Source organism: Streptomyces sp. BR123 (assembly GCF_013401435.1).
In the GTDB taxonomy this organism is placed as follows: Bacteria; Actinomycetota; Actinomycetes; order Streptomycetales; family Streptomycetaceae; genus Streptomyces.
In genome coordinates, this window is sequence record NZ_JACBGN010000023.1 from 1 (window position 1) to 14,124 (window position 14,124).

Here is a 14,124-nt window from a genome sequence, read left to right on the forward strand (position 1 = left end):
CCCTCCCGCGCCCCCGCCGCAGCGCGGCGGGCGCGGAGGCCGGGACGCCCTCGGCCGACCCCCTGGACGAACTCGCCGAGCGCCTGGGCGGGTTCATCGCGGCCGCCGTCCACCCCGACGAGATCGCCGCCGTCCTGGAGTCCGACGGGATGACCGACGAGCACATCCGGCTCACCTACGGCCGCCGGGACTCCTTCGACCTCGCCGAGCAGCTGTACGCGCGGGTGCCGCGCGCCTTCCCCGAGCCGCAGGACCACACCGACCCCTGGAAGGTGTCCCTCGCCGCCTGCCTGCTCCGCGGAGTGGTCTTCGCCCTGCCCGGCCTCGCCTACGTCCTGGCCGCACCGCTGCTGGAGGGGCCCCCGGACCGGCTCGGCCTGCCCGCCGGGACGCTCACCCTGCTCGCCGGGGCCCTCATCGGCTGGGTGTGGGACCAGGCCCTGTCCCACCGCGCCTACTCCTGGCTCGGCATGGGCGACCGGGCCGCCGCCGGGCGGACCCTGCTCGTCGGCGCCCCCGCCGGGGCCCTGCTCGGCATCGCCGCCGCGCTCACCGTCCCCGGCGGGCCGCCGTTCAGCCACGCCTTCGCCGCCGGGCAGGCCGTGTACGTCGGGGCCGCCACCGTGCTGCTGGTGCTCGGCCGGGAGCGGCTGCTCGTCGCCGCGCTCGCGCCGATGGCCGCGGGGGCCGTCCTCGCGCTCTTCACCGACCCGCCCGTGCCCCTGCGGGTCGCCCTGCTCACCGGGTCCTTGCTCGCCGCCTGCGCGCTCGCGCTCCGCGAGCTGCCGTCGGCCTCCGGCGTACGGGCCGCCCTACGCAGGATCCGCGGTCGACCGGGGCACCGCCCGGGCAGGTTCCGCGGCCGGGTGGCGGGCGGGCCGGTGCGCTGGCGGGTGCTGCGCGGCGACGGGGAGGAGCACGGGCCGCGCGGGCCGCGGCTCGGCGACTCCGTGCCGTACGGCGTCTTCGGCCTCGGCACCGGCCTGCTGGTGCTGTACGCCGCCCTCGGCGAGGTGCTCGCCGGAGGCCCGGCCGAGGCGGTCGCCGCGCCCTCCGCGGTGGCGCTGACGCTCAGCATGGGTCCCGCCCAATGGCTGCTCCACCGGTTCCGCAGCGGAAGCCTCGCCGGGCTGCGGGCCGCCCGCTCGCCCCGGCAGTTCCGGCTGCGGATGCTCGGCACACTGGCCCGCTGCATGGCCGCGTACCTGACGGTGCTGCTCGTCCTCGGCGTGCTGGGAACCCTGTTCTGGCCGGGTGCGCCGGGCATGACCGGGCTCCGGGTCGCGACGCTGCTGCTGCTCGGCGGCGTGATGTGGACCGGGCTGCTGCTGCAGTCCTTCGGGGCGGTCCGGGCCGCCGCCGTGGTCTGCGCGTCGGCGGCCGTCGCACAGAGCCTGGCCCTGCCGCTCGGGGTGGGACATCCGCGGCTGGTACAGCTGGTCGTGGCAGGCACGGCCGCGGCCGCCCTCGCCGCGCTGGTCTGCCTGTTCCTCGGGCGGGCGACGGCCCACCGCTGACCGCGACCCCGCACGCCCCGCCGCGACCCGTACGACCCGTACGACCCGTACGACCCGCACGACCCGTACAACCCGTACGGACCCGACCGAGAACCGACCGAAAACCATCCGAGAACCCGTTCGAGAAGAAGGACCCCATGCTGCTGGTGCCGCTCTACGAGCACCCCGACGACCGGCCCGACGACTGGGAGCTGCTGATCCGCTCCGCGGGCCGGCTGCACTCGGTGGTCCTCAACCCGGCCAGCGGGCCGGGCGAGGCCCGCGACGCGCGGTTCGCCGTCGTCGCCGAGCGGCTGCGCGACGCAGGCGTGCCCGTCCTCGGCTACACCGACACCGACTACGGGCGCCGCCCCCACGCCGACGTGGTGCGGGACCTGCTGCGCCACCGCGACTGGTACGGCGCCGACGGGGCCTTCCTCGACCAGGCCGCCCCCGACCCGGCGCTGCTCGGCCACTACGGCCGGCTCGCCGTCGCCGCCCGGGCCGCGGGCGCCCGCACCCTCGTCCTCAACCACGGCATCCACCCGGACCCCGGCTACGCCGACCTCGCCGACCTGCTCGTCACCTTCGAAGGGCCCTGGGACGCCTACCGGGACGCGGCCGTGCCCTCCTGGACCGCCGACCACCCGGCCGACCGGTTCTGCCACCTCGTGTACGCCGTCCCGCCGGGCGCGCCCGCCGCCGCGCTCGCCCGGCAGCGCCGGGCCGCCGTGCACTGCGCGGTCCCCGGGACCGGCGCGCACCCCTGGGGCACCCTCCCGCTCGCGCTCCGGGACGCCCGGTGAGGGCCCCGGCGCGGCGGCGGCCGGCGCGGCGGCGCGGGGCGGCGCTGCTGCTCGTACCGCTGCTGCTCCTGGCGGCCTGCAGCGCCGAGCCGGACGGCGGCGAACCGGACCCGGGCCTCGCCCCCGCGCCGGAGGGGCGCTGGCAGCCGCGGCCCGGCACCGACTGGCAGTGGCAGCTCACCGGGAAGCTCGACACCACGGTGAAGGCGCCGGTGTACGACGTCGACGGCTTCACCACGACCGCGGAGCAGGTCGAGACGCTGAAGAAGGCCGGGCGCCGGACCATCTGCTACGTGTCCACCGGCGCCTGGGAGGACTTCCGGCCCGACGCGGCGGCCTTCCCCCGGGAACTCCTCGGCAAGGGCAACGGCTGGGAGGGCGAGCGCTGGCTGGACGTCCGGCGCCGCGCCGAGCTGGAGCCGCTGATGGGCGAGCGGTTCGACATGTGCCGCGACAAGGGCTTCGACGCGGTGGAGCCGGACAACATGGACGGCTACACCAACGACTCCGGTTTCCCGCTGACCGCCGAGGACCAGCTGCTGTACAACCGGCTGATCGCGCGGCTCGCCCACGACCGGGGGCTCGCGGTCGGCCTGAAGAACGACCTGGACCAGGTCCCGCAGCTGGTGGGGGACTTCGACTTCGCGGTCAACGAGCAGTGCGCCCAGTACGGGGAGTGCGAGCGGCTGACCCCGTTCGTCAAGGCGGGGAAGGCCGTCTTCCACGTCGAGTACGAGCTCCCGACGAGCCGGTTCTGCGGCCTCGCGCGCAAGCTGAAACTCAGCTCCATGCAGAAGGAGTACGAGCTGGGGGCCTGGCGGAAGCCCTGCTGAGCCCGGCGGCCGTCCCGCCCCGCCTCACTTCACGGGCAGGACGACGTGCACCCGGTAGCCGCCGCCGTAGCGGGGCCCGGCGAAGCAGGAGCCGCCCAGGGCGCCGGCCCGCTCCCGCATCCCGAGCAGCCCGTGGCCGCCGCCCTCCGCGGCGGCCGCCGCGGAGGGGTCGGCGGCGGCCGAAGAGAGGTCGGCGGCGGCACTGCCGGCGCCGCCGTCGTCGAGGACGGTGACCTCGGTGGAGGCGCCGACCCGGACCACGCTGACCTCGGCGCTGGCGCCCGGCGCCGCGTGCTTGCGCACGTTGGTCAGCGCCTCCTGGATGACCCGGTACGCCGCGAGGTCCACGGCGGCCGGCAGCGGCCCGCTGTCCCCGTCGAGCTCCACCATCACCTTCACCGGCAGCCCGGCATTGCGGAAGGTGTCCACCAGCTCGTCGAGCCGGGCCAGCCCCGGCGCCGGCTCGGTCGGCGCCTCCGGGTCCCCGGACTGGCGCAGCAGGCCGACCGTGGCCCGCAGCTCGTTCAGCGCCGAGCGGCTGGCGTCCCGTACGTGGGCCAGGGCCTCCTTGGCCTGGTCGGGACGCTTGTCCATGACGTGCGCGGCCACCCCGGCCTGCACGTTGACCAGGGCTATGTGGTGGGCGACGACGTCGTGCAGGTCGCGGGCGATCCGCAGCCGCTCCTCGGCGACCCGCCGCCGGGCCTCCTCCTCACGGGTCCGCTCGGCCCGCTCGGCGCGCTCCCGGATGGCGTCGACGAAGGCGCGCCGGCTGCGGACCGCGTCGCCGCCGGCCGCGGCCATCCCCGTCCAGGCGAAGATGCCGATGTTCTCCTGCGCGTACCAGGGCAGCGGCCCGGCGGCCAGCATGGCCACACCGGTCAGACCGGCCATGGTGAGCAGGCCGACCCGCCAGGTGGTGGGCCGGTCGGTGTGGGAGGCCAGCGTGTACAGGGCGATCACGGCGGACATGGCGACGGGCACCCGGGGCCCGCCCGAGGAGAGTTCCACCACGGACAGCCCGATGGTCGCGGCGAGCACGGCGGGGGTGTGCCGCCGCCGGAAGACGAGGGCCGCCGCGGCCAGCAGCATCAGCACGAGCGACAGCGGATCGGGGGCGCGGGTGCCGAAGGTCGGCCCGTGGGGGCCGCGCGGGTCGACGAAGGAGCCGAGGACCATCGCGACGAGCGCCCCGAGCGCGAGCACGGCGTCGGTGGCCAGCGGATGGGCCCGCAGCCACGTCCGGGTGGCGGGGAACGGCCCGAGGTCTGTCGTCACCCCGATACGGTACGGCCTGCTCCGGCCGGGGCCGCCCGGCGGCCGGGGTAACGCGTCAGCGGTGCGGTTGGCGCGGCCGCGGGGCCGCGGCCGCCGGCCGGGGAGGACGCTCCCGCAGCCGGGCGGCGGGGCGCCGCTCCTCCCGTGCGGCGACGGCGAGGCACAGTCCGAGGACGGCGGCGAGGGCCGCGAGGTGCTCCTTGCCGGCCAGGTTGTCCTTGACCAGCACCTCGACGATCATGGCGGCGATCAGCAGGGCGCCCGTCAGGTACGCACGGTGGTGCCAGCACAGGTGGAGGGCGAGGCCGACGACCGCCGCCGACGGGCCGGTGTCGCCCACGACCCGGTCGGACAGCGGCAGGCCGAGCGGATGGTCGGGCCCCAGCGCGAGCCCGAGCCGGGCGTACGTGGTCCCGGCGAGGGTGGCGACGTAGCCGATGGCCAGGGCGCGCCACCAGCCGATGCAGATCTCGGCGAGCCCGAAGACCAGCAGGATCTGGGCGAGGGCCCCCCACACGGGCAGGTCGAGAGCGGGGACGAACAGGGACAGCGGGGTCCGCAGCAGGGCCAGCCAGAAGGGGTCGGCGGCCTTCACCGACCCGAGGTTCTGGACGGGGCGGAACCCCCAGGACGTGTTCTGGACGATCTGGAACAGCGAGGTCAGGCAGACGGCCCCCAGGGTCATCGGGGCGGCCCGCAAACGGTCGCGGACGACTGCCTCCCGGACGGTCCCGGACAGGGGCCCCCACTCACGGCGGGCGAACCGCCGCAGTGGGGTCGTCGTCCACGCTGTCAACGATTGGTCTCCAGATGTCTGCGGTTGAGCCACTTCGGCAGCCCGGGAGCCTCCAGGAAGCCCTCGGCCCGGCCCGCGGCGATGCCGATCCGCAACAGGTCGGAGCTCTTCTCGAAGAGCATGAACCGCGGTTCCCAGATCGGCCGGTATTTGGCGTTGGCCCGGTAGAGGGACTCGATCTGCCACCAGCGGGAGAAGAAGCTCAGCATCGAGCGCCACATGCGCAGCACCGGACCCGCGCCCAGCTTGGACCCCCGTTCGAAGACCGAGCGGAACATCGCGAAGTTGAGCGAGACCTGTGTGACGCCGATCTCCTTCGAGCGCTCCAGGAGTTCGATGACCATGAACTCCATCAGACCGTTCTCGGAGTCGCGGTCACGGCGCATCAGGTCCAGCGACAGGCCCTTGGGGCCCCACGGCACGAAGGACAGCAGCGCCCGCAGGTCGCCGTCGCCGTCGGTGCACTCCAGCATCACGCACTGGCCGTCGGCCGGGTCGCCCAGCCGGCCCAGCGCCATGGAGAACCCGCGCTCGGTGGCGCCGTCCCGCCAGTCGTCGGCGCGGCGCACCAACTCGGCCATCTCCTCGGCGGGGATGTCGGCGTGCCGGCGGATGCGGACGCTGTAGCCGGCCCGCTTGACGCGGTTGAACGCCTGCCGGACGGTCCGCATGGCGCGGCCCTCCAGGGTGAACTCGGAGGTCTCGACGATCGCCTCGTCGCCCAGCTCCAGGGCGTCCAGGCCGTGGCGGGCGTAGATCTGCCCGGCCTCCTCGCTCGCGCCCATCACCGCGGGCACCCAGCCGTGCTCGCGGGCCTCGGCCAGCCACGGGTCGATGGCGCCGGGCCAGGCCTCGGGGTCGCCGATCGGGTCGCCGGAGGCCAGGGAGACGCCGCCGACGACGCGGTAGGTGACGGCCGCCTTGCCGGTGGGGGACCAGATGACGGACTTCTCGCGGCGCAGCGCGAAGTAGCCGAGGGAGTCGCGGTCGCCCTGCCTCGCCAGCAGTGCGCGCAGCTTCTCCTCGTCGTCCTCGGTGAGCGGGTCCACGGCCCGGCGGGAGCGGAACGCGGCGAGCAGCACGGCGAGCAGCAGCACCATCGACATGACGTTGATGGCGATGTCCACCCAGGCGGGGGTGGTGATGGCCGCGTAGTCGCGGGCGTCGGGGTCCAGGGTGATCAGCCGCATCGCGCCGTAGCGCCAGCGGGCGAGGAACGTGGCCTGCGAAGCGTCCGGGTCGGTGTTGGCGGCGCCGACGATCAGCGCGGCGAGCAGCGAGGTGACCAGCAGGCCGACGGCGGCGACGGCGGTGGCCAGCTTGGGGTTGGAGCGGTCGCCCTTGGCGTAGAACTCCGCGCGGCCGAGCAGCAGGGCGCCGACGAACGCCGCGGTCAGGACGAGCGAGACCCAGTTCTGGGTGTGGTCGCGGAACTCCGGGTAGCAGACGTCGAACTCACCGCCGGTGCACGGGGCGAAGGCGGCGACGGCGAAGGCCAGCAGGAGCAGCCCGGCCAGAACCAGGTTCAGGATCCACGCCGCCCGCTTGCGCCGGCCCATGGTGACGGCGAGCAGCAGCGAGAACAGGCCGGACGCGAAGCCGGCCGTGAGCAGGTACGGGGTGTAGAAGTCCTCGGTGTTGTGGCGGCGCAGGTCCTGGCCGAGGGAAACCCACACCGCGCTCAGGAAGTTCACGAAGGTGACGGCGCGCAGGTACCAGACCGCGAAGGCGGCACTGCGGCGCGATCGGACGGATCCGCGGCCGCCGCCCTCGCCCTTCGTACTGTCCTTGGCGGCCTCCCGGCCGGGCGGCTGGCCGGTCTTCGCGGTCTTCGCGGGCTGCGCGGGCTGTCGGGGCTGCGGGGCCTGCGCGGCCTTCGCTGCATTCGGGTCAATATCTGCGCTGGTCAAGCGGGTCTCTCCCATCAGACCCTCTTTCGAGGGGACCACCGGCTTCAGCCGGTGGGGGAAACGAATTCTCGGAGTCGAAGACGCGAAGCGCCGTACTACGGTTGGCTCCTGCCCACGGGCAGCGGTCAGGGCTCGGCCGTCATGAGGGTCCACGGGCCCAAGTGAGAAGCCCCCTCGTTCCCGAGGGGGAGGAGTCACGAAACGCGATCATATGGGGCGCGCTGCCGACCCCGGCCGGCCCGGCCGGGGAGCCGTGGCCGGATGTGGCCGCGCCCCCCGGCGGTTCAGTCCGCGGGCTTCGGCTCCGGCTCGGCCCGCTCCGGCAGCTCTGCCGCGAGTGCGGCGGCCGCCTGGACCAGGGGGAGCGCCAGCAACGCCCCGGTTCCCTCCCCCACGGTGACGCCGTGGGAGAGCACGGGGTTGAGTGCCATCCGGTCCAGGGCCTTGGCCTGGCCCGGCTCGCCGCTCGCCTGGCCGGCCAGCCACCAGTCCGGGGAGCGGAACGCGGCCCGCTGGGCCACCAGTCCGCAGGCCGCCGAGACGACCCCGTCGAGGATGACCGGCGTACGGCGCACCGCGCACTGCAGCAGGAAGCCGGTGATCGCGGCGACGTCCGCCCCGCCGACCGCCGCGAGCAGGGCCACCTGGTCGCCGAGGACCGGGCGGGCCCGGCGCAGCGCGTCCCGGATCGCCGCGCACTTGCGCATCCAGGTCAGGTCGTCGATGGGCTGCCCGCCGCGCCCGGTCACCACCGAGGCGTCGGTGCCGCACAGGGCGGCGACGAGCACGGCGGCGACGGTGGTGCCGCCGACGCTCAGGTCCCCGAGGACGACGAGGTCGGTGCCGGAGTCGGCCTCCTCGTCGGCGATCTGCATGCCGAGCCGGATCGCCTCCTCGGCCTCCTCGCGGGTGAGGGCGTCCTCGGTGTCGATCCGGCCGCTGCCGCGGCGCACGCGGTGCCGGACCACGTCCTCGGGCAGCAGGCCGGGATCGCAGTCCAGTGCGGCGTCCACGATCCGCACCGAGGCCCCGAACCGCCCGGCGAGGATCGAGACGGGGCCGGTCCCGTCCAGCACGGAGCGCACCAGCTCGTGGGCGCTGCCCGCGGCCCGCGCGGAGACCCCGGCGGTGGCGATCCCGTGGTCGGCGGCGAACAGCACGACCCGGGGCCGCTCGATCGGCCTGACCGGAACCCGCCCCTGCGCGGCGGCCAGCCACTCGGCGAGTTCGTCGAGCCGCCCCAGCGACCCGGCCGGCACGGCCAGTCGCGCACGGCGCTCCTCGGCATCGCGGCGGACACCGCCGTCGGGGCGCTCGATCAGATCGGAGAAGTCGTCGAGATTCAGGGTGGTCATCTGCCAGAGCGTACAGCCGGTAAGGCCCTGCCCAAGCCCCGTTCCGGGCCCCACGCGGCCCGTTCCCAGCCTGGTTCCCGGTCCCGTTTCCGGCCCGGTCGGGAGCCCGGTTCGCGGTACCGGCCCCTGCCCGGCCCAGGCCCCGTTCCCGGTGCCGCGCGGGCCGTTCCGGTGGCGCGCGGCCCGTTCCCGGCGCGGGGTGCGCGGCCCGTACCCGGCCCGGGTCCCGTTCCCGGCGCTGTTCCGGCTCGCCCGGCCGCCGCGGGACCGGAGTCAGTCCTTCAGGACCACCGCCTGACCGGCGACCACCAGCAGTACGTGCTCGCACTCCGCGGCCACCGCGCTGTTCAGCCGCCCGAGCTCGTCGCGGAAGCGGCGCCCCGAAGCCGTCGCGGGAACGATGCCCGAGCCCACCTCGTTGCTGACGGCCACCACCGTGCGGCGGGTCGCCCGCAGGGCCGCCACCAGCTCCGCCACCCGCTCCTGCAGCTGCTTGCGGCCCCGGCCCGCCCAGACGGCGTCGTCCCAGGCGCCCACCCGGTCCATGGCGTCCGTCAGCCACAGCGCCAGGCAGTCGATCAGCAGCGGCGGCCCGCCCTCCGCGAGCAGCGGCGCCAGCTCGCAGGTCTCCACCGTCCGCCAGCTCCCGGGCCGGCGCTCCCGGTGCAGCCCGACCCGCGCCGCCCACTCCGAGTCGCCCGCGCGCGTCCCCGAGGTGGCCACGTAGACCACCTCCGGGAAGCCCGCCAGACGCCGCTCCGCTTCCAGGGACTTCCCGGAGCGGGCGCCGCCCAGCACGAGCGTCCGGCGCGGCAGGTCCGGCACCGCGTGGTACTCGCCCACCGTCACCGTCGTCCCGTCCGGCACCGCGCGCGCCCCGGCCGCCGCGCACCGCCGCTCCAGCTCGCGCCCCGGCGGGGTGTCGTGGTCCAGGTGCACGGCGATGACGTCCGTGGTGGGCCCGGCCGCGCCGCCGGCCCGGAGCCGGGCCAGCGCCTCCGGCCGGCCCAGCACGTCCGCGAGGACCATGTCGTACGGGCGCTGCGGGAACCCGGGCCCACCCGCCTCCTGCCCGGCCGGCGCCGCGCCCGGCGGCAGGTACAGCAGTCGGCTGCCGTCCGGACCGGTCACCTCGTAGCCGGTGCCCGGCGCGTCCATCGGCACCGCCCGTACCCGGTGTCCGCTGATCACCGCGAGCTCCCGCCCGTCGGGGACCCGTACGGCCGCGGGCAGCCCGGGCGGCAGCTCCACCGAGGGACCGTCGTGCGGGTGGGTCAGCAGGACCTGCCGTACGCCGGCCAGCGAGTGCCCGGCGCGGGCCCCGGCCAGGACCGCCCCGGGAGTCAGGTCGAGCAGCAGGGCCTCGTCGACGAGCAGGGACGTCGCGGCGCGCGCCCGGGGGCCGACGGAGACCGCGCAGGCCGCGCAGGGACAGCCGGGGCGGGGCAGTCCTTCGGGTGTTCCGGTGCCGAGCAGAGTGAGTTCCACAAGAAGATCCTCCCGCGTCGCCGGGAGTGGTGCGCGCCCGGCTAATCTGCGGGCAGACTCAAGGCGAGCAGCGGACGAGCAACGGAGGCGGACATGGCGTGGACGTGGCGGTTCGAGACGGCCGACGGCAGCGAGACGACCCCTGCGGTCACCCCGGAGGAGTTCACCACGCAGGGCGACGCGGAGTCCTGGATCGGTGAGTACTGGAAGGAACTGCTGGAGGGCGGTACCGAGCGGGTGAAGCTGTCCGACGACAGCGGCACCGAGCTGTACGCGATGAGCCTGCGCGAGGCGCTGGACGCCTGACCCGGCCCGGCGCGGACGCTCCGCGCGAGCGGCGGGCGAGCCCCGGGCCCCGGCAGGGGCCCGGGGCCTCCTCGTGCGGGGGCCGTACGGGGTGGTGCAGCGGCGGTGCGAGCAGGGCGGTGCGGGGCCGGCGGGGGTCAGCCGCGGACGCCGCACAGGTGCAGCAGGGCCGCCACACTGCGGTAGGGGTCGGTCCGCCCGGCGCGGTCCTCGGCGGCCAGGAGCCGCTCCAGGTCCTCGTCCGGGGGGAGGGTCTCACCGGCCTCGGTGCCGTCGGTGAAGACGCGTACGCCGTACCAGGCGTGCAGCGGTGCACCGATCCCCGACAGCGTGGCCGTGAGGTCGCAGAGCCGGTCGGCCCGTACCTCCAGGCCCAGGCGGTTGGTGTAGTCGACGGATTCGAAGGCGGCCAGCGCGCCCTGCCAGTCGCCGTCCAGTCCGGGCCGCATCGCGAGCGCGTCGCCGTTGCGCACCAGCAGGGACAGCAGCCCGCCGGGGGCCAGCATCCGGGCCAGCCCGGCCAGCATCCCGTCCGGCTCGGGCACGTACATCAGCACGCCGTGGCAGAGCACGATGTCGAAGCTGCCCGGGGTGAAGTGGGCGCCGGTCTCGCGCCCGTCCCCCTCCAGCAGTTCGACCCGGTCCTGGATACCGGGAGGCTCGGCCTCCAGCGCCGCGCGGGCCACGGCCAGCATCCCGGGGTCCTGCTCCAGCCCGGTCACCCGGTGCCCGGCGCGGGCGAGCCGCAGCGCCTGGGTGCCCTGGCCCATGCCCACGTCGAGGACGCGCAGCCGCTGCCCTACCGGGAAGCGCTGCGCGATCTGCTCATCGACCTGTCGGCCCACGAGTTCCTGGCGGACGGCGTTGCGCAGGCCGCCCAGGCCTTCGAGCCACAGCCTGGCGCCCTGTGCGAATGCTTCCCCCGTTCCCCCGGGCCTGGCTGCGCTCAGGGCCGTTCCCCGCGCTTGACCTGCGGCTTCGGCAGGCGCAGGCGGCGCATCTGGAGGGTTCGCATCAGACCGTACGCGACGGCGCCGCGGCGCGGCTGGTCGGCGAAGCGCTCGTTCAGGGCCTTGCGCAGGCGGAACGCCAGACCGATCGAGTCGAGGATGATCAGGGCGATCACGGCGAGCCAGAGCAGCAGGGCCACGTTCTGGATCTGCGCCTGCCGGACCATGCTCAACACGAGGATGATCACGGCCAGCGGCAGGAACATCTCGGCGACGGAGAAGCGGGAGTCGACGAAGTCGCGGACGAAGCGGCGCACCGGGCCCTTGTCGCGGGCCGGCAGGTAGCGCTCGTCGCCGCTGGCCAGAGCCTCGCGCTGCTTGGCCAGCTCGACGCGGCGCCGTTCACGGGCGCGCCTGGCGTCCTCCTTGCGGTCGCCGGTGGAGACCACCGCAGCCTTGCGCTGCGACTGGGCCACGGCGCGCTTCGGCGTCGGGCGGCCCTTGGGGGCCTGCGGGTCACGGGGCTTCGAGAGGTCGGCGCTCACCTTGTCGGTGGCTGCGGCCTTCTCTTCCTTGGAGGAGCGGCTACCAAACACAAAACCCAAGCCTACGTGGTTGCGCACCGGTACCCCACCCCGTCGGGGAACGATCCGGCAACGGCGGGCGTCTGGACCTGTGCAGGGTTCGTGCAAGGGCGTCGGGGTGCGTCGGGGAACCGTCTCCTCCTTGCGCCTGACAGCGGCGGGTGCGCAGTCGTCCTGGAGGAGGAGCGCATCCGCTCACGAACAGTGCGGTAATGGAGACAGGGCCCGTACTGTGGGTCCTGGCGGCGGCCACTCGGGGGACCGAGGGCCGCACGTGTTGGTGACCTGGAGCGAAGTCCGTCAGAAGGGGGCGCGCGAAGCCCATGAGCGGTGTCATGAAGCGTATGGGGATGATCTTCCGCGCGAAGGCGAACAAGGCCCTTGACCGGGCCGAGGACCCGCGCGAGACCCTCGACTACTCGTACCAGAAGCAGCTGGAGCTGCTGCAGAAGGTTCGCCGCGGCGTCGCGGACGTCGCCACCTCCCGCAAGCGCCTGGAACTGCAGCTCAACCAGCTGCAGACCCAGTCCGCGAAGCTGGAGGACCAGGGCCGCAAGGCGCTGGCGCTCGGCCGCGAGGACCTGGCCCGCGAGGCGCTGTCCCGCCGTGCCTCGCTCCAGCAGCAGGTCGGCGACCTGCAGGTGCAGCACGAGACGCTGCAGGGCGAGGAGGAGAAGCTGACCCTGGCCGCGCAGCGCCTCCAGGCCAAGGTGGACGCCTTCCGCACGAAGAAGGAGACCATCAAGGCCACCTACACGGCCGCCCAGGCGCAGACCCGGATCGCCGAGTCCTTCTCCGGTATCTCCGAGGAGATGAGCGACGTCGGCGTGGCCATCCAGCGGGCCGAGGACAAGACCGCCCAGCTGCAGGCCCGTGCGGGCGCGATCGACGAGCTGCTCGCCTCCGGCGCCCTCGACGACCAGAGCGGTCTCGGCGCCAAGGACGACATCCAGGCCGAGCTCGACCGCCTGTCGGGCGGTACGGACGTGGAGCTGGAGCTCCAGCGGATGAAGGCCGAGCTGGCCGGCGGCTCGTCCGCGCAGCAGCAGGCCATCGAGGGCGGCACCCCCGGCAGCGCCCAGCAGTCGCAGAACCAGCACCGCTTCGACAAGCAGTAGGACGGGGCCCGTCATGATTGTCCGCATCATGGGGGAAGGCCAGGTCACGGTGGCCGACAGCCACTTCGCCGAGCTCAACGCGCTGGACGACGAGCTGCTGCAGGAGATGGAGGGCGGCGACGAGGCGGGCTTCCGGCGCACGCTGCACGCGCTGCTCGACGCCGTACGGCGGCTCGGCGTGCCGCTGCCCGACGACGCGCTGGAGCCGTCCGAGCTGATCCTGCCCGCGCCCGACGCCTCGCTCGCCGAGGTCCGGGAGATGCTGAGCGACGACGGGCTCCTCCCCGGCTGACGGCGGCTTCGTCCCGGTCCGTCCCGGGCCGGCGGCGATACGAGGTCAGGGCGGCGGCGGTTCCTTCGGGGCCGCCGTCCGCTCCGGGTCGGGGGCACCTCCGATGAAGTTCTCGAACCGGCGGCGCTTGGCCGCCCACCGCCGGTCGTGGTGGAAGGCCCGCAGGCCCGCCTTGGCGCGGGCCCGCGGCCGGTTCGCGTAGAAGCGTTTCGCGTACGGCGAGCCCGGCCGGGCCAGCCGGATCGCGCCGATCAGCGCCACGAACGGGATGACCACCCCGAAGAGCGCGGTCCGCGCCTTGCCCTTCCACAGGGCGACCAGGGCCGGGAAGAAGTTCAGGGCGGTGTTCAGCGCCACCAGGCCGCGGTTCTGCCGCTCGTCCGCCGTCAGGTCGTTGACCCCGAACGGCAGGAACCCGGCCAGCACCAGCGCCACCAGCGCGGCCGTCAGCACCACGATCTCGACGCTCTTGCGGCCCTGCTCGCTCCAGTAGACGTCGTCGAGGTGCAGGATCAGCGCGAACTCGTCCAGGACCAGGCCCGCGCCCAGCCCGAAGAGCACCGCGGAGACCAGCGAGCCGGCTCCGTACGCGCTGCTGGCGACGGCACCGAACCCGCCGATGATCACGAGGACCACCCCGGGCACCACGTGGTGGACGTGCAGGCCGCCCGGCGTGACGTTCCCGAACGGGCCCCGGCCGGCCCGGATCAGGCGCGTGATGACGCGGGTGACCAGGAACGACATCACGAACGACAGCAGGGCGAGGAGCAGCGGGAGCTTCCCCGGCTCGACGATGTTCCGGTACCACCAGTGACCCATACCGCCGGCTCCTCGTTGTGGCAGCTTCGTTGTGGCAGCTTCGTGTGACGGCTTCGTCGTGACAGCGTCCTGTTCGTCCCGTATCGGGAAATT

14 protein-coding genes are annotated in these 14,124 nt (G+C 74.6%); 6 read left to right on the forward strand and 8 right to left on the reverse strand.

Annotated elements, in window-relative coordinates; genetic code table 11:
- The 3 genes from HYE82_RS06100 to HYE82_RS06110 form a co-directional block, all read left to right on the forward strand.
- On the forward strand, positions 1 to 1,517 hold a 1,517-nt coding region (locus tag HYE82_RS06100), incomplete at its 5' end, for a hypothetical protein (protein ID WP_179172892.1).
- 137 nt (positions 1,518 to 1,654) lie between these two features.
- A complete protein-coding gene (locus HYE82_RS06105) occupies positions 1,655 to 2,302 on the forward strand; it encodes a spherulation-specific family 4 protein (protein WP_179172893.1) in 648 nt (215 codons plus the stop codon).
- Positions 2,299 to 3,135 (forward strand): endo alpha-1,4 polygalactosaminidase, encoded by an 837-nt coding sequence (locus HYE82_RS06110; RefSeq protein WP_179172894.1) that lies wholly within the window; start codon positions 2,299 to 2,301, stop codon positions 3,133 to 3,135. The genes HYE82_RS06105 and HYE82_RS06110 overlap by 4 nt, the downstream gene beginning before the upstream one ends.
- Before the next feature lie 24 nt (positions 3,136 to 3,159).
- Here the strand turns inward: HYE82_RS06110 and HYE82_RS06115 are convergent, their stop codons facing one another.
- The 5 genes from HYE82_RS06115 to HYE82_RS06135 all read right to left on the reverse strand — a co-directional run bounded on the left by HYE82_RS06115 (position 3,160) and on the right by HYE82_RS06135 (position 9,962).
- Positions 3,160 to 4,413 carry a histidine kinase gene (locus HYE82_RS06115; protein ID WP_179172895.1) on the reverse strand — a complete coding sequence of 418 codons (1,254 nt, stop codon included), beginning with the start codon at positions 4,411 to 4,413 and terminating at the stop codon, positions 3,160 to 3,162.
- Positions 4,414 to 4,468: 55 nt separating this feature from the next.
- On the reverse strand, positions 4,469 to 5,209 hold the full coding sequence (locus HYE82_RS06120) for a hypothetical protein (protein WP_256986957.1): 741 nt from the start codon (positions 5,207 to 5,209) through the stop codon (positions 4,469 to 4,471).
- Positions 5,206 to 7,134 carry a phosphatidylglycerol lysyltransferase domain-containing protein gene (locus HYE82_RS06125; protein WP_179172896.1) on the reverse strand — a complete coding sequence of 643 codons (1,929 nt, stop codon included), beginning with the start codon at positions 7,132 to 7,134 and terminating at the stop codon, positions 5,206 to 5,208. Before HYE82_RS06125 ends, HYE82_RS06120 begins: the two co-directional genes overlap by 4 nt.
- A gap of 269 nt (positions 7,135 to 7,403) precedes the next feature.
- The gene (gene cobT, locus HYE82_RS06130) at positions 7,404 to 8,474 is read right to left on the reverse strand and encodes a nicotinate-nucleotide--dimethylbenzimidazole phosphoribosyltransferase (protein ID WP_179172897.1); all 1,071 of its coding nucleotides are present in this window, start codon (positions 8,472 to 8,474) and stop codon (positions 7,404 to 7,406) included.
- Positions 8,475 to 8,747: 273 nt separating this feature from the next.
- Complete coding sequence (locus HYE82_RS06135) at positions 8,748 to 9,962, reverse strand: bifunctional adenosylcobinamide kinase/adenosylcobinamide-phosphate guanylyltransferase (protein WP_179172898.1); 1,215 nt, start codon at positions 9,960 to 9,962, stop codon at positions 8,748 to 8,750.
- 93 nt (positions 9,963 to 10,055) lie between these two features.
- On the opposite strand from HYE82_RS06135, the gene HYE82_RS06140 reads away from it, so the two are divergent.
- Positions 10,056 to 10,268: a hypothetical protein gene (locus HYE82_RS06140; protein ID WP_179172899.1), complete on the forward strand. Its 213-nt coding sequence runs from the start codon at positions 10,056 to 10,058 to the stop codon at positions 10,266 to 10,268.
- A gap of 137 nt (positions 10,269 to 10,405) precedes the next feature.
- Here HYE82_RS06140 and HYE82_RS06145 read toward each other — a convergent pair whose 3' ends face one another.
- Entirely contained in the window at positions 10,406 to 11,113 is a 708-nt protein-coding gene (locus HYE82_RS06145; protein ID WP_309144217.1) for a methyltransferase domain-containing protein, read from the reverse strand.
- A gap of 101 nt (positions 11,114 to 11,214) precedes the next feature.
- The gene (locus tag HYE82_RS06150) at positions 11,215 to 11,814 is read right to left on the reverse strand and encodes a DUF3043 domain-containing protein (protein WP_179172900.1); all 600 of its coding nucleotides are present in this window, start codon (positions 11,812 to 11,814) and stop codon (positions 11,215 to 11,217) included.
- Between the two features lie 311 nt (positions 11,815 to 12,125).
- On the opposite strand from HYE82_RS06150, the gene HYE82_RS06155 reads away from it, so the two are divergent.
- Positions 12,126 to 12,920, forward strand: coding sequence for a PspA/IM30 family protein (locus tag HYE82_RS06155; RefSeq protein ID WP_179172901.1), 795 nt, complete (start codon positions 12,126 to 12,128; stop codon positions 12,918 to 12,920).
- Between the two features lie 13 nt (positions 12,921 to 12,933).
- Positions 12,934 to 13,212 carry a hypothetical protein gene (locus HYE82_RS06160; protein ID WP_179172902.1) on the forward strand — a complete coding sequence of 93 codons (279 nt, stop codon included), beginning with the start codon at positions 12,934 to 12,936 and terminating at the stop codon, positions 13,210 to 13,212.
- A gap of 45 nt (positions 13,213 to 13,257) precedes the next feature.
- Here HYE82_RS06160 and HYE82_RS06165 read toward each other — a convergent pair whose 3' ends face one another.
- On the reverse strand, positions 13,258 to 14,031 hold the full coding sequence (locus HYE82_RS06165; protein ID WP_179172903.1) for a hypothetical protein: 774 nt from the start codon (positions 14,029 to 14,031) through the stop codon (positions 13,258 to 13,260).
- Positions 14,032 to 14,124: the final 93 nt, after the last annotated feature.

Bases quoted from the DNA above. Each gene is read 5' to 3' on its own strand.
- HYE82_RS06165 (WP_179172903.1), bottom strand. From the start codon at position 14,031: ATGGGTCACTGGTGGTACCGGAACATCGTCGAGCCGGGGAAGCTCCCG.
- HYE82_RS06125 (WP_179172896.1), bottom strand. From the start codon at position 7,134: ATGGGAGAGACCCGCTTGACCAGCGCAGATATTGACCCGAATGCAGCG.
- HYE82_RS06105 (WP_179172893.1), top strand. From the start codon at position 1,655: ATGCTGCTGGTGCCGCTCTACGAGCACCCCGACGACCGGCCCGACGAC.
- cobT (WP_179172897.1), bottom strand. From the start codon at position 8,474: ATGACCACCCTGAATCTCGACGACTTCTCCGATCTGATCGAGCGCCCC.
- HYE82_RS06155 (WP_179172901.1), top strand. From the start codon at position 12,126: ATGAGCGGTGTCATGAAGCGTATGGGGATGATCTTCCGCGCGAAGGCG.
- HYE82_RS06160 (WP_179172902.1), top strand. From the start codon at position 12,934: ATGATTGTCCGCATCATGGGGGAAGGCCAGGTCACGGTGGCCGACAGC.
- HYE82_RS06140 (WP_179172899.1), top strand. From the start codon at position 10,056: ATGGCGTGGACGTGGCGGTTCGAGACGGCCGACGGCAGCGAGACGACC.